This window comes from Oribacterium sinus, from assembly GCF_014202695.1.
GTDB lineage: Bacteria > Bacillota > Clostridia > Lachnospirales > Lachnospiraceae > Oribacterium > Oribacterium sinus.
The window spans coordinates 1-20,602 of the sequence record NZ_JACHHH010000009.1 but is presented as its reverse complement, the minus strand read 5'-3'; the positions used below and the strand labels follow the sequence as shown (position 1 = coordinate 20,602).

The following is a 20,602-nucleotide window of genomic DNA, read 5'->3' as shown; positions in this document are numbered from 1 at the left end:
ACTACCTTCCAGTTTTATTTACAAGAGTTAACAACAGAAGCTTATGAAATTAAGAAAAAGATTGCACCCGATTTATTAAAAATCGAGTGCAAGAAAAAGCCAAAAATATTACTTTAAGATAAATCCATACTTTACAGGATCTTCTTCATCAATCACAAAGTGGTTGAAGCCGGTAATCCATGCGGAACCGGTAATCTGAGGAATAACCGCATCGTAATCTCCCACCTTGGTGGTTCCTACGATTTCTCCCTCGAAAATGGTGCCCAGGATGGACTCATAGAAGAACTTATCTCCCTGCTTTAACTCGCCCTTTGCAAAAAGGGTAGCCAGCTTTGCACTGGTTCCTGTTCCGCAAGGAGAACGGTCTACCTGTCCCTGTCCGAATACTACGCAGTTCTTTAAGGTCGCGCCCTTGGTCTCTGTTGTAGACCACCATTCTACTAAGTCTACGGTATGGATATGGGAAAGCAATGGATGCTGTACAGGAATCTCCTTGTTGATGATGTCTCTTAGCTGGATTCCCAAAGCGTTCAGCTTATCTGCATTTTCCGGCTTAATCTCTACACCGATCTGGTCCACCTTCACGATAGCGAAGAAGGATCCGCCGAAGGAAATATCAAACTTAATCTTGCCGTAACCCGGAAGCTCTACCTCCTGATCTCTCTTGTATAAGAAAGCGGGAACGTTCTGGAAGCTTACCTTCTTAGCCTTGCCGTCCACAACGGTAACTTCACCGTGGATAATTCCTGCAGGAGCCTCCTGTACAATCTTGGTAATCGGCTCTGTTACAGGAACGATACCGGTCTCTACTGCAACGGTCATAGCACCGATGGTTCCATGTCCGCACATGTTCAGGTATCCGCCGCCATCCATAAAGATAATACCGTAATCGGCCTCATCCACTGTAGGCTGTGTCAAAATGGAACCGAACATATCGTTATGTCCTCTCGGTTCCAACATAATAGCGGTACGAAGATAATCCATATTGTCCTCAAGCCACTGCTTCTTCTCAGGCATAGTCTTTCCGGGGATTTTAGGGACTCCACCTACTACGATTCTGGTAGCCTCACCGGCTGTGTGGGAATCAACTGCGTGAATACTCTTGCTGAATTTCATGATGCTTACCTCCATAGTTTATTTTTATAAAGGAAAAGTCGCCCCATAAGACGACTTTTCCGATTCTTAACAAGTAATGGTTCAATCCTGCGTCATCTTCTGTGTTCTTTATGCCGCCTGCTTCTTTTCCTTGCTTAAGGAATAGAACATGGTTGCTGCAGTGTAGAACATAACGCAGATAACGATAATCTTTAAAATGTGAGAGGGTAATCCTAATGCTACTCTGGTTGCTACAAATACACCCAAAGTGCCGAAAATGGTTCCCCACAAAGCTACCTTTCTATTGTAGCTGCCTTCCTTTACGAAACGAACGGAAGCAACCGGCATAAGGTATGCGCAGGATCCCATCATGATGGGGAAGGCAACCTTCGGGTCCATGCCCAATACGCAAACCAGGGCAAGACAAGGTGCATATAAGCCAACTCCGGCAGTCATAACTGCGCCTAAGATGAAGTTAATTACGATAGCAACAATAAGCTTTATTCCGCTGAGTCCGATGGCTGTTCCTTCTACGGGGATAACATTCGCCACCTGTAAAATGATGACGAAACCGATTACTACCATGGCAACACCCATAACCAGCTGAATCATCTGCTTGGAAAGCTTGGAAATAATTCCTGCACCAATCCATGCACCGACCATAGCCGCAAGTATCATGGTAACCAATGTGATAGGCTCTACTTCCACTCCCTGAATAAAGAGGAAGGCCTCCATAACGACAGGAATAGTACAAGCTACATTCAAGGTGCCGGGAATCAGCTTGTCATCCACCTGCTTTAAGCCCTTGTAAAGGGAAGCGCCCGGAGCGAAGGATCCGATACCGAATACGTCGAAGAAGTTAATTCCAAAACCGATAGCACTACTCACCGCGGTATTGCTTTCCTTCTCCATGCTATCCTTATGCGCCAGTAAATCCTTTACAAATGCGACTAAAAAAATAAGCGCTAAAATGCCCAGTATCACGAGCAAGCCTACAGTAACCATTTGTTGAGCATTCATATCTTTCTCTCCCCCTTGCAAAATCTTTCACAAAAGAGACTCCTGCCGTTCTCATTCATTGTGAAATAATTCCCAATTGTTCTTTTCCTCATTTTAAGACGAAAATGCTACTTCGTCAATTCCTATTGAGAAGCGGTATAAGCAAAATTTTTTTAAAAACTTTTATAATTTTTATAAAAAATTTTATTCTTAACGAGTATCGCACGCGTAGTGTGCGATATCTCGTTTGTTCTTATCTTCGATAAGCCCGTTTCACATATTCCAATCTGGCGCTGAGATTCTCCAGCATGGCATCCAGCACAGTTAAAGCCGTCATGGCTTCCACCACCACATTGGCCCGCTCTACCACCGTAGGATCGTGACGTCCCTTGATGGCGATGGTAATTTCTTCTCCCGCCTCATTTACCGTTTGCTGGGGCTTGGAAATGGAAGGTGTGGGCTTAAAGCCGGCTCTGATACGAATGGTGCTTCCGTCACTCATTCCCCCCAGAATACCGCCGCTATGGTTGCTGCCCTTTTTCAATTTTCCCTCGAAGGAAGTAGTTCCTTCTAGCAAGGAATGAGGACAACTATCCTTCCCTGCCGCATCCCGCTCTTTCTCTTCTGATTCGTAATCTTTCTCTTCCATAAGGAAAAATGCATCATTATTCTCGGAGCCAAGGCTCTTGGACACTTCGATGCCGTCTCCGATTTCCACCGACTTTACTGCACCGATGGACATCACGGCCTTTGCCAGGGAGGCATCCAGCTTATCAAAAACCGGCTCCCCGATGCCGGCAGGAAGTCCTTCCACCAGACATTCCACCACTCCTCCGGCAGAATCCCCTTGTTCTCTTAAGGAGAGAATCTTCTGTTCCGCCAAAAGCTCCGCCTTCTGCCGGTCTTCTGTCAGGGAAATGCCGGCAAGCTCGATAACCTTGGCCCGGACGGAAACCCCCAGCTCCAAAAGCATTTTCTTGGCAATGGCTCCCGCCGCCACTCTGGCAATGGTTTCCCTTCCGGAGGAACGACCTCCCCCCCGATAATCCCGAAAACCGTATTTGGCAAAAAAGCCGTAATCCCCGTGGCCCGGGCGAAAGGCATGGGCAATTCCCCCGTAATCCTTGGAGCGCTGGTCCTCGTTCCACACGACCATGGCAATAGGAGTGCCTGTGGTTTTTCCGTCAAAAATGCCGGAAAGAATTTCCACCTTGTCCCCTTCCTTCCTCTGAGTCATCTTCAGATTCTTCCCCGGACGGCGCCGTTCCAGCATTTCCTGAATATCCTCTTCCGACAGGGAAAGCCCTGCGGGGCAGCCGTCTACAACCACCCCCAGGGCCTTACCGTGGGATTCGCCAAAGGTACTGATATGAAATATTTTTCCAAACTGACTTCCCGCCATTCCTTACCCCCGACACTCTACCATACAGATGCTGTTTGGTTCATCCACTTCCAGCTCTCTTGCACACATGGTTAAAAGTCCCTGCTCATAATCAATGTTGAAAAAGGTAATGGTACCGCTTTCATTGTTGGCTACCGCAAGGTGCTTTTCATCCGGGAAAATGCAGAAATCCTTAGGATATTCACCGGCAATAGGAAGGCTTCCCTTCATGGTTAAAAGCCCTGTCGCTTTATCTCTGTCATAGATGGTGATGGTATTAATTCCCGCATTGGACACGAAAAGATGAGAAGCATCCGGATCCGGAGAAAAACGCATCTGGCAAGCGGCAATTAAGGGGTTGTTTTCCTTATCGTTATGGGTGGAAATGGTTTGCAGCTTCTCCAGCTTCACCTCCGAGTCCTTCTCTCCCTCGGAAAAATGATACACATCCACCACATTTTTTAATTCATACAAAAGATAGAGGTAATTCCTGTCCGGGCAGAAACGGAAATGTCTTGGACCGGATTGCAGTTCGCATCGCAAAGTATCCACCTGTCGCATCTTCCGATCCGCCTTGTCGAAGCGAAATATTTTTACCTGATCAATTCCTAAATCCGCCACCAAAATAAACTTCTGGTCATCCGTCATACGGGAACAGGAAACATGGGGGCGGAAGGTACGCTCCGCCACGGAACCGATACCCTGGTCATAAACGCCGTCCACAATCGGGCCTACAGAACCGTCCGCTTCTAAGGACAGCAGGGTGGACTTTCCATCATGGTAACCGGACACCATCAGGTACTCCCCCTTCTTGTCTACGGCAAGGTGGCAGCCGCGCATTCCGCGGATATTTCTGGTATTTAACTTACTCAGGTTTCCGTTATCCAAAATGCGGAAGGAAACAATTCCCTCATCCGCAATGGAATAAAGGGTTCTTTTATCGGGAGAAACCGCCACATAGGAGGAGTTGTTTACCTCCACCTCTGTTCTTTTTTCAAATCTTCCCTTTTCCATATCCACATCACAGATGGTTATGCCCTTGGCAGAGCCGGTGTATGAATAAGAACCGATATATGCTACATATTTTGAGCGCATTTTTCTTCCCCCTTTTTCTATGGTCTTCCCGGATGAATCCAGGCTTTTTCCTTTTGCTTTTTTTCCTTTCGAAAGTCTCTCTGTCCGTTTATTTCTTCACTCTCGAAAAATTTTTAACGTTAATTATTTTAGCAAAAAATTTTCGGAATAAAAAGCTTTTCTAAAATTTCTAAGAATAGAAAAATCCCCTCCCTATGGACTTTCTCCATAAAGAGGGGTTCTATCAGATCTTTTTTTCAAATAGGGTTTGGATACTTTGATCTTTTTCAAATAGGGGTTAGGAAACTTTGATCTTCTTCCACCGGTCGTTGTACTTGGCTTCGTCCTGTTCTCCCAAATAGCTGAAGACCTCTCCCTTTTTCAAAACCTCCGACATATCCGGAAATACCGCTTTATTTTCCGTGTACTCCGGGGGCAGAAGCTTCAAGGCACCTACGTTTGGGGTGGTGTAGGTAATGTACTCGAAATTCTTCGCCGCAATATCCGGACGGCAGAGGAAATTAATCCATTTTTCCGCATTTTCCTTATGCTTGGCGTTCTTGGGAATTACCCAACCGTCTACCCACAGGTTGGTGCCTTCCTCCGGAATCACATAGTCCACTTCCACGTCCGTGCCTTCCAGCTCTCCCTGTACATAGAGGATTTCTCCGGAGTAAATGACGCCTACCGCCGCCTCTTCTCCGATCATCTTGTCTCTGACCTGATCCACCACATAAGCCTGTACCAAGGGCTTCTGGGCAATCAAATCCTTCATGGCCTCATCTAACTCCTTGTCATCCACGGTATTCATGGAGTGACCTTCCTTCTTCAGTGCCACCATAAAGGCATCCCGCACGGAATCCTGCATCAGGATTTCTCCCTTCAGCTTCGGGTTCCAAAGATCCGCCCATTTGGTGGGGTAGGGCACGCCCAGCTCATCCAGCATTCTTTTGTTATAAAGAATACCTACGGTTCCCGTGGTATAGGGTACAGTGTAGCGATTTCCCGGATCGAACTCCGCACACATTTCCATATATTCTTTTCCGATTTCCTTGATATTGGGAATGTTCTTAAAGTCGATTTCCGCCAAAAGATGGTTCTGCATCATCTTCTCAATCATGTAATCCGAAGGGCAAACCGCATCATACAGCACTCCCCCCGCCTCGATGACAGGGTACATTTCTTCGTTGGTTTCAAACATATCGTAAACCACTTTGATGCCGGTTTCCTGCTGAAATTCCGTAATCACCTCCGGGTCGATATACTCTCCCCAGTTATAGACATTGACCACATTGTCCGTCTTCCCTTGGCTCTCTCCCTCCGGACTCTCTGTGGACTCCGCCTCCTTCGGTCCGCAGGAGGACAAAAGCAGGGCGCTGAAAAGAAGCATTAAGCCTGCTGCCAGAGGCAGAAAAAGTTTTCTTAGCTTTTTTTGTGCGGCCTTACTTACAAGCTTTCCTGCACGCTCTCCCGAGTTGCTCCAAAGATTCTTTTCAAAATTCTTTTCAATATTATTTCTCATGCCTTTTCCTCCTTTCTTCCCATAAAGCTCGGGGCAAAATTAGCGATTAAAAGGATGATAAAGACCGTGACGAAAATCAAAGTGGAAAGGGCATACATACTGGGGTTGATTCCCTTTCTGACCTCCGCATAGACCAGGGTGGAAATGGTGTTGATGCCGGCACCTCTGGTAAAGTGGGTAATGATAAAGTCGTCCAGACTCATGGTAAATGCCAGCAAAAAGCCGGATAAAACTCCCGGCATAATGTCCGGAAGCACCACCTTGAAAAAAGCATAGAGGGGCTTTGCCCCAAGATCCAATGCCGCCTCATAGCTCACCTCCGAGCTCTGCCGAAGCTTGGGCAAAACGGACAGAAGCACGTAGGGCAGATTAAAGGTAATATGGGAAATCAAAATGGTCTTAAAGCCCAGGCTGATTTTGAAGGCGATAAAGCAAAGCATCAAAGAGATACCGGTTACGATGTCCGCATTCAGCATAGGCACATTGCTGACACCGATAATCAGACTTCTGGGAAGCACCTTCATTTTCCGAAGAGCTACCGCCGCCATGGTACCGAGAATCGTAGCAATAAAGGCGGACAAAAAGGCAATCACAAGGGTGTTTTGCAAAGCCTGCATAATATCCTCGTTTTGAAACATCTCCACATACCAGCGAAGGCTGAACCCTGTAAAATGGGCTCTGCTCTTTCCCGCATTAAAGGACAGGGCGGTAAGCATGAAGATGGGTGCATAGAGAAAAAGCACCACCAAACCCAGATAGGCATTTTCCAAAATACGAACAGATTTCTTTTCCATTAGAAAATCGCCCCCTCTCCGTTGTCATAGCGGGACAGTATGGCCATGGATGCGATGATGAAGACCATCAGAATCATGGACAGTCCCGAACCCACATTCCAGTTGGAATTCACCGTAAATTCCTGCTCGATGACATTTCCGATGAGGAAAATCTTGCCTCCTCCGAGAATGTTGGAAATGGCAAAGGTGGTCAGCGCCGGCACGAAAACCATGGTCACACCGGACACAATGCCGGGAATGGACAGGGGCAGAATCACCCGAAAGAGGGTGGTGAAAAAGCTGGCCCCAAGGTCATAGGCGGCATTGATGGTATTGTCATCGATTTTACTTAAGGTGTTGTAAATGGGCAAAATCATAAAGGGCAGGAAGTCGTAAACCATACCCAAAATAATGGCATAGGGGGTGTTGATTAGGCTCTGGGTAGGTAAATGCAGAGCCAACAAAATCTCATTTAAAACGCCCTTTCGCTCCAAAAGAGTCTGCCATGCCAGAATTCTAAGTAGAGAGTTCATCCACATGGGCAGGATAAAGATAAAGGCCACAAAAGAACCCTTTCCCACCTTTTTGTTCCGAAGCGCCATGGCTAGCGGAAAGGCCAAAAAAAAGCATAAAAGGGTACTGCAAAGGGAAAGAAGCACCGCCAGATACAGGGGCTTGTAGTTCTCCCATAAAAAAATCTTTGTTAAATTATCTAAAGTAAATGCACCGGTCTTGTCTGTAAAGGCATAGTACCAAACCAAAAGTAAGGGTATCACAATAAATCCACCCATCCAGATCAGATAGGGGGCGGCCAGAAGCCTTGTTCCTTTATTCTTCAATGCCCAATGCCTCCTCGTCTTCAGACTCGGGCTTATTCATAATTTGAATATTGGAGGGACGTACATAAATTCCCACCTTTTTTCCCGGCTCATGCATTTCCGTAGAGTGTACCAGCCACTCGAAGCCATCCTCCGTGGTACATTCCATCTCGTATATTTCTCCCTTGAAAATGATGTGGGTCATGGTTCCCTTCAGAATCGCACGATCGTCTCCCTCTTCCAGGATTTCCACGTCCTCCGGACGAATCACCACATCCACAGGGGTATTTTTTCCAAATCCCTCATCTATACAAGGGAAGTTGGCACCAAAAATACGCACCAAACGATCCTCCAGCATGATGCCGGGGACGATGTTGGAGTCTCCGATAAAGTCAGCTACAAATGCATTTTCCGGTTCGTTATAGATTTGTTCCGGGCTTCCTGCTTGTTGAATATAACCCTGATTCATTACCACCACATAATCCGACATGGTCAAGGCCTCTTCCTGATCATGGGTGACATATATAAAGGTAATGCCCAATTCATTTTTCAAACGGATAAGCTCATATTGCATCTCCTGCCTAAGCTTTAAGTCTAAAGCCCCCAGGGGTTCGTCCAATAAAAGTACTCTGGGTTCATTCACTATGGCTCTGGCAATGGCGATTCTCTGTTGCTGTCCTCCCGATAGGGAATCCACAGAACGTTTTTCATACCCTTGCAGATTCACCAGCTTTAAGGCGTATTGAATCTTCTCTCGAATATAGCTTTCCGACATCTTCTTAATCCGAAGACCGAAGGCAATATTCTCTGCAATATTCATGTGGGGAAACAGGGCGTACTTCTGGAATACCGTATTCAGCTGCCGCTTGTTGGCCGGCAATCCTGTGATATCCTGTCCGTCAAATAAAACCTGCCCCTTGTCCGGCTGGGTAAAGCCTCCGATAATCCGTAATGTGGTGGTCTTTCCACATCCGGAGGGTCCCAGTAGGGTAACAAAGCTGTTCTCCCGAATAGATAAATTCAGATCATCTAAGATCAGCTCTCCGTCAAATGTCTTGGTAATTCCTTTTAAATCAATCAGCGTTTTTTCCAACTCATAAAAACCCCCTTCTTATTATTTTGCCCTTTTCTTTTTTCCAAAAAAAAAGCAACGTGTCCATTGTATCAAAAATGAACGCAAATACAAGAAATTTACGAAGGAAATTTCGTTAGACTTTAAAATGGGATTTTAGAAGCTTTATGAGCTTTATGAGCTTTATGAGCTTTATGAGCTTTATAAACTTGAGAAGTCTTAGGAGTTTAAGTCCTTTTAGGACTCGGACTCCATTTCATACAAGGTGACATAACCGCTCTTTGGCTTTGCTTTATTTTTCTCAGCCCCGGAAGCGCCCTCTGCAGGGAGCGGAATCTTTACGGTTTCTCCCGCCTCGGCGGAAATCCCCGACGAAGCGCCCGAAGGGGTTCCCAAAGAAGCGTCCGATAGTGCCTCCGAAGAAAACAGCGGGGCGGTTTCCTGTCCTCTATAGTTGTCTTCCGTCATCAAAAGCTTGGCGGTAGCCTCTCCCTCCTGCTTCCAGGGAGCCTGCTCCGCCATTCTTCTCTTTTCTTCCTGCTTTTCTTCAGAACGCTTCCGAAGAAATTCCATATCGATTTTTCCCTGTAGGGAGAAGCCTTTTTTCTTTTGTTCCTCTCTCTTCCTTCTCAGGATTTGAATGTTCTTTTTCTGGCGGCTTCCGCTTAAATACAGAAAGACTCCGGGAATCCGAAAGAGAATGAAAAGAAGAATACTGCAAAAAAGAAAGACAAAGCCCAGTATAAAAAACAGGCCGGAATATTGATCCACCGCTATCCATTTCATCCCTTATCTTCCTCCTGTGAAAAGACATTCTGAACGGCAATCTTCGCATCCATCAAGGTCTCCTCCAACGTTTTCTTCTTCTCCTCCGTAAGCTCGCTGTTCACACTGATTTTCGGAAGCAGCATCTCTATACGAAGTAAAGCATCCTCCATAGCGGAACGAGTCACCTGATCCGCCCGCATCTTTCCGGCATACTGCTCGATGCTTTCCGCCATAAACTCCAGAAGCTCCAGACGAACCATTTCTCCCTCTTCTTCCTTTACCGCAACCTCCTGGAAGAGGGTTTGGAAATCTTCAAAAAGGGTTTTATACATGCCCTGATCGCTGGCCTCCACGATATTGGTGGCAATATCTCGATAAAAACTACCGATTCTTTCGTACACTAAGGCAATGCTCTTCTTGGAATCCCCATCCTCCAGATATTCCAAGGCATTGGCAAACCAGGGCGCTGCACTTTTCGCCCGCTCCATCCGTCCTGCATTGTCCTCCCCTTCATAGTAATACCAGAAGGCTTTTCCCAGCTGGAAGCAAATGTCTCCATACTCCTCGGGATGCTTTAAAAGAGCCGCCCTGTTTTTCCGTATCAGCTCCTCCAAGGTTCCCGCCTCTTCCCGGCTAAAGACCTGATCCGACTTGGCAGATTGAATAAAGCCCAGATAAGCCTCCTCTCTGCCCTCCATATCCGGCATATTGGCGGCTTCCAGATAGTTCTTCTCCTTCTCCGCCCCGTCCTGTTGCACCTCCGCATTTTGCAGGAGCATGGTATAGCGCTCCTCCTTCTGGCTCTGGGAAGACAGGAGGAAGCTGAAGCCCAGAGCAAAACAGATTCCGGACAGAAGCAGGGTGCTTAAAAAGAGACGAAATTTTCTTCTCTGCTTCTTATAATAGCGTTCATCACTTTCTTCCACGTGGGAAATGGCGTAAAGAAACTCCTCCGCATTTTGATAACGCTGCTCCGGATCCTTCTCCGTGGCGCAGAGCAAAATGTTTTCCAGACCCTGAGAAAGATTGGGGTTAATGCTTCGAATGGGCTTGATTTCGTAGGGGGGAAGGGAAGGATTATGCCCGGTTAAAAGATGATACAGGGTGGCTCCCAAGCCGTAAATGTCTGTCCTTTCATCGGTTTGTCCCAAGCCCCCGAACTGCTCCGGCGCCGCATAGCCTACGGTACCAAGACAGGCGGTATCCTCGGTTTTATCCGCCTTAAATTCTCTGGCGGTTCCGAAGTCGATGAGGGAAAGGTTGCCATCCGGCTTCAGGATAATGTTGGCAGGTTTCATATCCCGGTAAATAATCGGGGGAGTCTGGGCATGCAAATAAGACAAAACATCCAAAAGCTGTTTTGCCCATTCAATCACATAGTCCTCCGGAAGACTTCCCTGCTCCTCCAGAAGTACCCTAAGAGAGTTCCCCTCCACATAGTCCATAACAATGAGGAACACATCCTCTTCCTCAATCACGTCTACAATGGTGGGAAGGTTCGGATGGCGGAGGCGCTTCAAAAGATCCGTTTCCACAATCAAGCTTTGCTTCACCGCTTCAAAGTCCATTACACCGGACTTTCGCACCTCTTTTACCGCCCAGGTTTTGTTGGCCTTCTCATTGATGGCCATATAAACCGTACTCATTCCGCCATGACCGATTTCACTCAGTATTTTATATTTTCCGTCTAAAACGGAACCGATTTTCAGCATAGTTTAACTAAACTTCCTCAAAGACTAGATGGTACTGATGGCTATTGCCGTAAGGTTGTCCCGTTCCTGTCGTTCCAGATTCCAGCGCAGTAAAATCTTTAAAGCGCCCTCCAAATCCTCCAAAGACTCTCTTCTGTTCCGCTGAAGAACCTGATAGAGCTCCTCCCCGGAAACCTCATGGCGAAAGCCGTCCGAACAAAGCAGATAGGTAGCCTTTGGCTCCGGTGCGCCGAAGAAGAAATCCGGATAAATCTGATCCGATGCCCCGATGCATTGCAGGAGAATATTGCGCCGGGAATCCTTTTCCGCATCGTAGGCGGAAAGCTTTCCCAGATCCACCTCCCGCTGCACCACGGTATGATCCCTTGTAAGCTGTCGGATGCCCGCTTCCAAAGCATAGGCGCGGGAATCCCCGATATTCATAATATAATATCGCTCCTCCGTCATCAAGAGGACCGTAAGGGTAGTGCCCAGAGAGATGCCCCGTTCCCTGCCGTAGGCATGAAGATATTGGTTGCAGCGGTTTACCAGCTCTGTCCATTCTCTCCGTATTCCCGCATCGACAAATTCTCCCAGGGCATAGTCCGCTAAATGCTCCTTTCCCCAGGCCTTAAAGGCCTCCACCACGGTTTTGCTGGCGAACTCTCCCTGTTGCAAACCGCCCATGCCATCGCAAAGAATGGCAAAAACTATATTTCCCCGCTCCGTTCTTCCCTGTTCGAAGAAATAATAGTCCTGGTTGACTTCCTTGACATTTCCCACTGAAGAAACTGCCATGGTGACAAAGTCCATCTCCACTCCTTTCCTCTGTCCTTTCTTACCTCCGGGTTTCTTCCTTTCCTTAGGCTATTTTCCCTTTTCTCAGGCTTCCTACTTCCCTTCGGCTTTTCTTCCGTCTATCTTCTTTTTCCCTTTAATCTTCTCCGCTTCAGCTCCTGTAAGAGGCTTGGGCCGTTGACCACGCAGGACAGTCCCATTAAGCCTGCCACTGTAGCGATGGCGGCATTTCTGGCAAAGTTTTTCTGAGAAATAAGACGAAGCAAAGGATTGTTGGTAATCACGAAGTCGGAAACTTCCTTTCGGCTTTCGTTGCCGGCTGCATCTCTTGCTACCACCAAAAGATTGTGGCGCTTTCCCTTTTCTCCGGAGATTTGCAAGGGGAAGCTATCCTTTGCAACCGCTTCCTGCAAGCTCTTGTCCTTCCAGCTTAGTTCTTCCGTTCCATCCACGGTGGCATCCACCTGCTCCAGCCACAGGTTATCCTGTACGGATAAATCCAGATCCAGGGAATCACCACGGTATACCCCCTGATTGTCCACATTGGAAAGCAGGATTCTGGGGGGTGTTCTGTCGATACCGAAGCGAAGCTCCGCTCCCCTTTCGGTCTGTTCCGTGCTGGCAAGGTTTCCTGCCTTATCCTGAGAGGAAATCTGCAAATGATACAGGCCTTCCTTGTCGAAGTTATCCTTCTTAATCAGATAATCTCCCCGATACCATTTTCCGTTTCCGCCGGAGCGAGTAGTCTGATACTCCGCCCCCTCGGAAAGGGCATGCTTCTCCTCATTTCTGTATAAGGTCAAAGCAGAAGACAAGACCTCATCCGCGTTGATTTCCGAAATCAGAATCTCTTCCCCCTCTTTCTGATAGGTGCCCTGCAGTGCCTTCGCCCTGTCGGACAAAAGATAAGTGGAACCGAAACGGTTTACGGAGAACCAAAGCTCTTCCGTGGTTTCATTTCCCGCCATATCCACAATCTTTGCGGAAAGCCGGTACACATCGTCCGTATCCGGCTCCTCCGGGAAGTTTTGGAAGGAAAGATTTCCCTCTTCTCCCCCTGCAGAGCTTTGGTAAACAATGCCCTCTTTCTCCTCCTGCTTCTTCTTAGGAGACTCGGTTTCCTCCATAGACTTCTGCATAGGAAGATTTAAGGCATCCGTTCTGGCGATGGAAATGCTGCCGCCCTGCTGAGAAGAAAGTTCATGCTCTCCATGCACCTCTCCTATCAGCTTTAAGGACAGGGCATCCTGATCCAGATAGCGATCCCCATAAGAAATCTTGGGGCTGACTTCTCCCTTATTGGCAGACTCGTTCAAGATATCACTAATCGTCAGACTTGGAGCCGTTCTGTCAATGACAAAATGATCTTCCGGGTAAGCCTGCGCCTCATTTCCCGCCAAATCCTTCAGGCGGATATTGAATTGGTAATCCCCATCCTCTTCATAGGAAATGCTTGCCTGATGATGAAGCTCGGAAACGCTCCGACCTTCTCCACCGCTAAAGGAAGACAGGGCACTGCCATGTGCCTCTCTGCCGCCATCCTTCAACACGGAATAGTCCACCAGATCCGAACGGAAATTTTTCTCCTCAATGGAAATCTCCGCCCTTCTTCCTTCCTTGTAATAAAACTCATGGTTCGCAGTATTGTTGTCATAGCTTACACTCAATACAGGTGCGGTTTTATCCACGGTGAAATCCAAAGCTGCCTGAGTACCCTCTGCATAGACTAGCTCTTCCATGGCATTTCCGGCCAAGTCCTCTCCGGTGATGGAAAGCTGATAGTCTCCGTCCTTATTAAAGTAAATACGGCTTTCCCATCTGGTACTGTCTCCGCTTCCGGAAACCTTTTGGAAGGAATCCCTTTCCACCTCCAAAAGCTTGGCACCCTTTCCCTCTGCCGGGTCTGTAATCAAAATCTTGAAGGCATCCTCTGAGAAGTTTCTCTCCTCTACCGTAATGGTAGCCGTTCGATTTTCCTTAAAATAAAACTCATTTTCCACACGATTGTTGTCGAAGGATAAGGTGACTCTCGGCTTGGTAATGTCAATGCTCAGGTGCTCTTCCTTCACCGTCTGATTCCCTGCATTGTCCACCGCCTTAATCTTCAGAACCACATCATTGCTGTTGTTGTCCTTAGCCAAAATCGTAAGAGCATGAGCATCCTCATAGGACTTCTTTAAGTCGTTTAACTGAGGCTCTTCCTTGGAAAAATGATAGAGAGAGCCTGCCTGAGTTTCTATACCGTCTCTATAAACGGTATAGGTTACATCCTTTAAGCCGGCATAGCTGTTTCCGGGGCTGGGCTCAGTTACGGAAATGCCTACCACCACATCCTTCTTGTAGAGGCCGTTTTTCTCCTCTTCTTTCGGCAAGGTGATATGAATCTCCGGATTCTGCTGGTCTAAAATCACACCGTCAGAGCTTAGGTAATACTGATTTCCGGCCATATCCTTCAGATGGACATAGGTAATAAAGGTCTCGTTGGGAGAGATTTCCTTGGACCAGTAACCATCCTTTACTTCGCTGGTAACATTCTTAAAGGCAGAACTTGCCTGCAGGTCTGCAAGACTCATCTTCTCCCTTGTCCGAAGAACTTCCACCAGCCCGACACCGCTTAAGTTATCCTCTGCCTGTAAACGAATAACCTGCTTCTTATTGCTGAATCGACCAAAACTGATACGATCCAGGAGCTTGGTCCAAAGGGTTCCGTCCTTGGAACGATCCCAATCACCAATCTTCAAGGCACCTGTGGGGGCTTTTCTGTCCACCACAAAATCAAAGGCCGCCTTGGTCTCTCCTACTTCTATGGGGGCATTTTCATTACCTGCCAAATCCTTGACCTTTAGGCCAAGATGATACATGCCGTCTTCGGTAAACTCTACCAAGCAGGTATACTTATTTCCCTCTTGCGTCCAGCTCTCCGGGCTCTTCAAATATGCCGCATAATTTCTTGCGGTAGATACCGGATTCCCCGCCTTGTCCTTTACGGAAAAATCTACCTGAAGAGAAGAGAAATCCAAATGGGCATCCTCGATTTCGATTTTCCCCTTTCTGACTTCTCTAAAGTATTTTTCATTGGCCAGGCCGTCATTGGATAGGGTAAGCCTAATCTTAGGGGGTGTTTTATCCACAACCACGAAATTGGAGGCACTGGCCTTTCTTCCGGAAAGGTCGGTAGTATCCACCATAACCTCATACTGTCCGTCCTCTGTGAAATTTAGTTCAGAAGAATATAGATTGGAATCGGATAGCTTTTCCTTCTTCCACGTAACCGTATGATTTTTAAACTGTTGCACGCCTCTTGTCGAAGCCAGAGAACGGGGATGAAGAATACGCCCGGGCATAGTGCTGGGACTTACCGGCGTAGCCAGAGATGAAGGCGAACTTTTCACAGTATCCGGAAGGAAATAATAGTCAAGGTGGGTATCATTGGTACTAAAATTTTCTTCTAATATCTTCGTGATGAGTTTTACATCCTTTGCAAAATAGCGTACATGCCCATTTTCCAAAGAAGGATCAAAGAAAATCTTGGGATCTGTATGATCCACGGTGATAGCCAGTTCTCCATTCTTCTCCAATCCTAAAGTATTCTTCCATTCTAAAGGATTGCCGGAAGGATCCTTATAGGCAAAGGACAACCGATAATGTCCTTCCTGGGTGAAATCCATTGTCAAATCATTCTGTTCCCCATTAGGTATTATTTGCACGAAGGAAGTAGAATTGTCCTTTAACAAGCTCTCTCTCTCATCACTAATGAAAGTAGAATTCTTCTTTAAGGTTAGAGATTCCCTATTGCCCTGCACTCTATAGGAACTTTCTTTGTCTTCTCCATTTCTTCTGCTATAAACCTTCAAAGAAAAATCCTGATCCTCAGGAAAAAAGTTCTTTTCTTCCACATTCAGAGTTAAAAATGCCTTATCTTGAAAATAAAAGTGGTCATTAACTTTCTTACCCTCAGACTGAAAATCAAAGCTTCCCTTTGGTTTTATTGTATCCAAAACCAAAACTCTATCTGTAACTTGTTCACTACTTTTATTGTCTGCATTATCTACTGCATAGTATCGAATTCTTCCTCGAAACTGTGGATTCAAGGGAAACTTTACAATTACCCTATTACTATCTTTTATTTTTTCAAATCCCTTTGTTCCTTCTTTCATTACTATCCATTGCCCTGGAGTATCTCCTTCCTCCTCAAGGCGGTAATGAATGGAGGAAACCTGAGATTTTGCATCCTCCGCTTTAAGTTGTATCTCCAGTGGATCTTTATAAAAGTCATACTCTCTAATGCTTTTTATTTTTGTTTCCTTGTTCTTGGAATCTACAATAGAGGAAAGTTGAGGAGGAGTGCCGTCAATATTATACTTCTTCAGCTTCACCCCCGGTTTCAGACCACTGGAAATTTCTCCGGTTTTCGGATCCATTAAAAAAATTTCTTTTCCTTCTGTTGAAGGGCTATCTTCAGTAAATTCCAGCCTATCCACCCAATTATTAGAAGATTTCCATGAATCACTTAAAGAAAGCTTATACCTACCGGCAGTATATATTACCTTTTGGTACCATCCTTTAGCACTTTTGATTCCCCTTTTTTCTAACATTGCGGAATTATCTGTATAAGATATATTTATCTTTGCTACAATCTTCCGGGATTCATAATTCCCATCATCTGACGCCTGTGCCGTGGCAGAAACTTTTACTGTTCCGATTTTCCCATCCTTAAAGTTCAGAACTCCTCTCCTCGGATCCAAGTCAGCAATCTCCTCACCATCCTCTAGTTTGTAGACTACTTTTGCATTGCCCAATTGTCCTTCAGTAGCAAGCAAAAATTTATGATCTCCACTTTCATTTATATTTTTTAATCCATAGGGAATTTCATACTCATATACCGTATCGTCCCCCTCCTGTACAATTCTCTTCTGAAATTTACTCGGAGAAAATCGGAAGCCAGTTTGTGGGCCGCGGCCTATATTTACCAAAATATCCCTAGAAAATCCATCATAATACACTTTTTCTGAACCAACCACACTAACCCACGGAGAAACTGTGACCTTTATACTTACAGTTTTTGCAGCCTTCATAAAAAGTGTTTTTTTATCTGAAGATATAGTAATAGCATAATTGTTGGGATAATTGGGATCTGCATATTCAAACCTCACATCCCCCTGGATACTTGGATTCTTAGGTAATACGATAGGTTGATTTGCCACAAAAGGCACATAAGCTTTTGTCTCATCGTTCTCAAGAAATCCTTGTAAGAACTTTTTACTTGCAAGAATCTCCCTACTTATCTCCAAAGCATCATGATTCTCATCCTTTGGAACACGCGCTACAACGATATATTTTCCCGTACTGTAAAGGGTTGCTGTGCCTAGTATTCCCATATCCACTTTTTGGTTATTTGGAGTATGTAACTCGTATTCTATAGCCGGAATTTCGCCCCGCCTTTCTTCATCTTCTGTCGCTTTATAAGTGGCTTTCACCTCCAGATTGCATGTTTTCTCAGTTCCAAATAGCGGATTCGAAATATATTCAAATTTTAATTCTCCTTTCCAAGTTTGCTTTTTCTTTTGGTCTATTGAAATATCGATAAGATCTCCAAAATTACCTACTTCAGGTATTCCATTACGAATTAAATACTTCTCTTCTTTGCTTTCATAGGTATCGTTATATGCTCGTACTCTTATCTCTATAATATAATCCTTCTTCAAATACTGACTCGGAATAGTTTGAGCAATTTCTCCCTCTAAACCGGTTGTTCCTGTAAAATAAAGTACAGTTTCTAATTTTGCATTGTATTGAGGATTATGATCTCCGGGAGACACAGCATCATCAGTGAATTTATTACTTATATCCTCTTCCGCAGGATATGTCCTCACTTCCTTCTTTGAATTGCTAGAACTTGTCTTCTCTTTTTCCATAATAGATGGAGAACTTATATTCAAGTTAGAGGAAGAACTCTTGTTTTTTTCTATTACCTCAGGATCACTACCGGGTACTATGTCTTCTTCATTCAACTCTTCCTTATAGATAGAAAGCTTTACCAGTACATTTGTTCCTTTTGACGCTTGACCATTTTCATCCTTAAACAAAAAGTGAAGCTCTTTCTCGTTATTTTTCTGTGTCACTCCCTCTACTTTCCATTGTATTGGAAACTGAAAGCAAACTTGCAAAATGACAAGGCACAAGGCAATCAGTTGTTTTGCTCGCTTTTCCACGATTAAGCCTTTCATCCGTAAACTCCCTCTCTTAAAGCAGGAAAGAGGCTTGTGCTCTTTCCTGCTTTCAATCTTTCTTCTGCCTAATACTATTTTATCTTTTCCCTAAAATAGCTTCTTTACAAGCCTTTGAATTAATTACAACCCTATTTCTTATGTTGCACTGCTCCATTCACCACCCATCTTCCTTCCGAATCCACAGCATAGCCATCGGGAGTTGTGGTGTTTCTATATAGAGCACCTTCATTCTGTCCTTGTAAATCTAAGTAGTAGCAGTTGCCATCAATCCACTGCCAACCAGTGAGCATTCTACCCTTCCAACCGTCAGAGTTTGGGAAAAGATAATATTTGCTACCGTTTACATCCACCCAGCCAGTTGCCATATAACCGGAATCCAGGAAGTAGTACCAGTAGGACTTTCCGTTGTAGGCTTCATATCCCCAGCTGTTCTTCGGATAGCTTCCGTCCGCTCTTTTGTACCACCAGCCCTTTTCATCCTGTACCCACTGTCCTCCGGATAAGGAACGATCTACACCAAGTACCTGTCCGCTCAAACTACTGCTGACCTTAAAGCTTCCGGATCCGCCACTTGAACTTCCGCCTGAACTACCGGAACCGGAAGAACTGCCTCCTGAATTACCAGAGTTTCCATGAAAAGAATTACCGGAATTTCCGGAACTATTATTGGATGGATTTTCTACTTTTTTCACTTCAAATTTCGGACTTTGAAGATATGCTTGTGTCGTTAACTCCCTTTGTATTCCAACTGTATTGGTTTTATATAATTCATTATTGATATAAAACTGAGTCCCGCTTCCATAATCATCGTCTGTATTATTCACCAAAAAACGATATTTCCCTATCTGGTAATTAGGTCTTATAAAAAAATAGCTGTGATATAAACCTACTGTATAAGGCTTACTCTCTGTTATATAAAATACAGCTCCTATATATCCTTCTTCATTTTTATGGCTATATAATCTTACTTTATATTGTTGTAAATTATCGGGATAATCTTTCATTGTGTTCACAAGCAACGGCATATTCGTATCCGAATTCATCACTACCGTTCCATCTGTCAACTCCATTTTATCTAAAGATAAAGTAATCCTTTTCATCAAATCGCCTGCATGAATATTATAAATATCCAAGTTGGATTTTAGATACACCTTACTAATTGTCTCTTCTTTCTCTACGGCAAATTCCCTTCCTTCTAAGCGATATTTTCGCCCTACAGAACTATCTGTTTCTAACGGTATAATCTTAGCTATAGAATTTGAATTGTTGTGTACACCATTGACAAAATTTCCTTGTATATGTGCTTCTGCTGTAATCTTTTTCTCTCCATTGATTTCGCCTTCTTCAAGGTATAACGGAGAACCTTGTACTATCTCTAAAATGTAAACATAACGGTATGTTCCGGGGGTGAAGTAGTTCAAAGAATAAACTACCCAATTATTCCCTTCTTTTTTCTCAATCACTCTTTCCGGTTGAATTCTAAATTGTTTGTAATCATAGCTTGCTCCGGCAATTCCTACCGCATAGGCACTAACCTTTAAAGGAATGTTTCTAACAACCATCATATGATCTTTTGCCGCTACATCAATATCATTATCAAATTCCATTAAAACAGATAATACTTTATTTCTTCTGTCTTTTTTTTCTTCCTCTTCACTAGCATAGTAAGGAGGATCTGCCAAGGCTCTTCTACTTCTGCTTAATGGAGTGAGCGTCTCTTCTGCAGCTCTGTCCGTGCCGCCTAAGGCTTCTGTAGAAAGGGAGGATTCCTCTTCTGCCTCTTCCTTTTCCTTATCAGAGGCTTCCCTTTCCTCTAGAACAGAAGCTTCTTCCTTGGTGTCTTCCTCTGCAACGGTCTCTGCATTGGAAGCTGTCTCTTCTGTATTTCCCACTTCTGACGCACTCGTCTGAAGGCTTTCTTCCTGCTCTAAAGGAAGAGCATAAGCAAGAGTACTACTTGCACCCACTCCCAGTACAAAGCTAAGTCCTAAAGCCAGCATGTTTTTTCTTCTCATCTCCATCGTCCTTTCTTATTTCTTGCCATTTCACGATATAAAATTATACTATATTTCTATCCATTTGTGGAAATTTTATTGTTTTTGCACTGCTCCATTCACCACCCATCTTCCTTCCGAATCCACAGCATAGCCATCGGGAGTTGTGGTGTTTCTATAAAGAGCACCCTCATTCTGTCCTTGTGAGTCTAAGTAGTAGCAGTTTCCGTCAATCCACTGCCAACCGGTGAGCATTCTACCCTTCCATCCGTCAGAGTTTGGGAAGAGGTAGTATTTACTGCCGTTTACCTCTACCCAGCCTGTAGCCATATAGCCGGAATCCAAGAAATAGTACCAGTAAGACTTTCCATTATAGGCTTCATAGCC

General features: G+C 45.1%; 13 protein-coding genes and 1 pseudogene. All 14 read right to left on the bottom strand.

Annotated features, from left to right (window positions below):
* Window positions 1–108 precede the first annotated feature (108 nt).
* Window positions 109–1,116 carry a proline racemase gene (locus HNQ46_RS08705; RefSeq protein ID WP_183684349.1) on the bottom strand — a complete coding sequence of 336 codons (1,008 nt, stop codon included), beginning with the start codon at window positions 1,114–1,116 and terminating at the stop codon, window positions 109–111.
* A gap of 108 nt (window positions 1,117–1,224) precedes the next feature.
* Window positions 1,225–2,115, bottom strand: coding sequence for a sulfite exporter TauE/SafE family protein (locus tag HNQ46_RS08700; protein WP_183684348.1), 891 nt, complete (start codon window positions 2,113–2,115; stop codon window positions 1,225–1,227).
* Between the two features lie 232 nt (window positions 2,116–2,347).
* Window positions 2,348–3,496: a chorismate synthase gene (gene aroC / locus HNQ46_RS08695; RefSeq protein ID WP_183684347.1), complete on the bottom strand. Its 1,149-nt coding sequence runs from the start codon at window positions 3,494–3,496 to the stop codon at window positions 2,348–2,350.
* Between the two features lie 3 nt (window positions 3,497–3,499).
* Window positions 3,500–4,570 carry a lactonase family protein gene (locus tag HNQ46_RS08690; protein ID WP_007158109.1) on the bottom strand — a complete coding sequence of 357 codons (1,071 nt, stop codon included), beginning with the start codon at window positions 4,568–4,570 and terminating at the stop codon, window positions 3,500–3,502.
* Window positions 4,571–4,847: 277 nt separating this feature from the next.
* Window positions 4,848–5,939, bottom strand: coding sequence for an ABC transporter substrate-binding protein (locus HNQ46_RS08685; RefSeq protein ID WP_183684425.1), 1,092 nt, complete (start codon window positions 5,937–5,939; stop codon window positions 4,848–4,850).
* 128 nt (window positions 5,940–6,067) lie between these two features.
* Window positions 6,068–6,865 carry an ABC transporter permease gene (locus tag HNQ46_RS08680; RefSeq protein ID WP_007158112.1) on the bottom strand — a complete coding sequence of 266 codons (798 nt, stop codon included), beginning with the start codon at window positions 6,863–6,865 and terminating at the stop codon, window positions 6,068–6,070.
* Window positions 6,865–7,683, bottom strand: a complete 819-nt coding sequence (locus HNQ46_RS08675) for an ABC transporter permease (RefSeq protein ID WP_183684346.1) — start codon at window positions 7,681–7,683, stop codon at window positions 6,865–6,867. Before HNQ46_RS08675 ends, HNQ46_RS08680 begins: the two co-directional genes overlap by 1 nt.
* On the bottom strand, window positions 7,673–8,755 hold the full coding sequence (locus tag HNQ46_RS08670; RefSeq protein ID WP_007158114.1) for an ABC transporter ATP-binding protein: 1,083 nt from the start codon (window positions 8,753–8,755) through the stop codon (window positions 7,673–7,675). Before HNQ46_RS08670 ends, HNQ46_RS08675 begins: the two co-directional genes overlap by 11 nt.
* Before the next feature lie 216 nt (window positions 8,756–8,971).
* Entirely contained in the window at window positions 8,972–9,520 is a 549-nt protein-coding gene (locus tag HNQ46_RS08665; RefSeq protein ID WP_183684345.1) for a hypothetical protein, read from the bottom strand.
* A complete protein-coding gene (locus HNQ46_RS08660; protein ID WP_183684344.1) occupies window positions 9,517–11,214 on the bottom strand; it encodes a serine/threonine protein kinase in 1,698 nt (565 codons plus the stop codon). Before HNQ46_RS08660 ends, HNQ46_RS08665 begins: the two co-directional genes overlap by 4 nt.
* A gap of 24 nt (window positions 11,215–11,238) precedes the next feature.
* Window positions 11,239–12,006: a PP2C family protein-serine/threonine phosphatase gene (locus HNQ46_RS08655; protein WP_183684343.1), complete on the bottom strand. Its 768-nt coding sequence runs from the start codon at window positions 12,004–12,006 to the stop codon at window positions 11,239–11,241.
* Window positions 12,007–12,110: 104 nt separating this feature from the next.
* Complete coding sequence (locus HNQ46_RS08650; RefSeq protein ID WP_183684342.1) at window positions 12,111–18,218, bottom strand: Ig-like domain-containing protein; 6,108 nt, start codon at window positions 18,216–18,218, stop codon at window positions 12,111–12,113.
* 131 nt (window positions 18,219–18,349) lie between these two features.
* Window positions 18,350–20,236, bottom strand: a complete 1,887-nt coding sequence (locus tag HNQ46_RS08645; protein WP_243155891.1) for an N-acetylmuramoyl-L-alanine amidase family protein — start codon at window positions 20,234–20,236, stop codon at window positions 18,350–18,352.
* Window positions 20,237–20,311: 75 nt separating this feature from the next.
* A pseudogene (locus tag HNQ46_RS08640) lies at window positions 20,312–20,602 on the bottom strand (hypothetical protein); the annotation flags it as partial.

Excerpts from the sequence above, each read along its gene's own strand:
- HNQ46_RS08705 (WP_183684349.1), bottom strand. The coding sequence starts at position 1,116 with ATGAAATTCAGCAAGAGTATTCACGCAGTTGATTCCCACACAGCCGGT.
- HNQ46_RS08700 (WP_183684348.1), bottom strand. The coding sequence starts at position 2,115 with ATGAATGCTCAACAAATGGTTACTGTAGGCTTGCTCGTGATACTGGGC.
- aroC (WP_183684347.1), bottom strand. The coding sequence starts at position 3,496 with ATGGCGGGAAGTCAGTTTGGAAAAATATTTCATATCAGTACCTTTGGC.
- HNQ46_RS08690 (WP_007158109.1), bottom strand. The coding sequence starts at position 4,570 with ATGCGCTCAAAATATGTAGCATATATCGGTTCTTATTCATACACCGGC.
- HNQ46_RS08685 (WP_183684425.1), bottom strand. The coding sequence starts at position 5,939 with ATGCTTCTTTTCAGCGCCCTGCTTTTGTCCTCCTGCGGACCGAAGGAG.
- HNQ46_RS08680 (WP_007158112.1), bottom strand. The coding sequence starts at position 6,865 with ATGGAAAAGAAATCTGTTCGTATTTTGGAAAATGCCTATCTGGGTTTG.
- HNQ46_RS08665 (WP_183684345.1), bottom strand. The coding sequence starts at position 9,520 with ATGAAATGGATAGCGGTGGATCAATATTCCGGCCTGTTTTTTATACTG.
- HNQ46_RS08660 (WP_183684344.1), bottom strand. The coding sequence starts at position 11,214 with ATGCTGAAAATCGGTTCCGTTTTAGACGGAAAATATAAAATACTGAGT.
- HNQ46_RS08655 (WP_183684343.1), bottom strand. The coding sequence starts at position 12,006 with ATGGACTTTGTCACCATGGCAGTTTCTTCAGTGGGAAATGTCAAGGAA.
- HNQ46_RS08650 (WP_183684342.1), bottom strand. The coding sequence starts at position 18,218 with ATGAAAGGCTTAATCGTGGAAAAGCGAGCAAAACAACTGATTGCCTTG.
- HNQ46_RS08645 (WP_243155891.1), bottom strand. The coding sequence starts at position 20,236 with ATGAGAAGAAAAAACATGCTGGCTTTAGGACTTAGCTTTGTACTGGGA.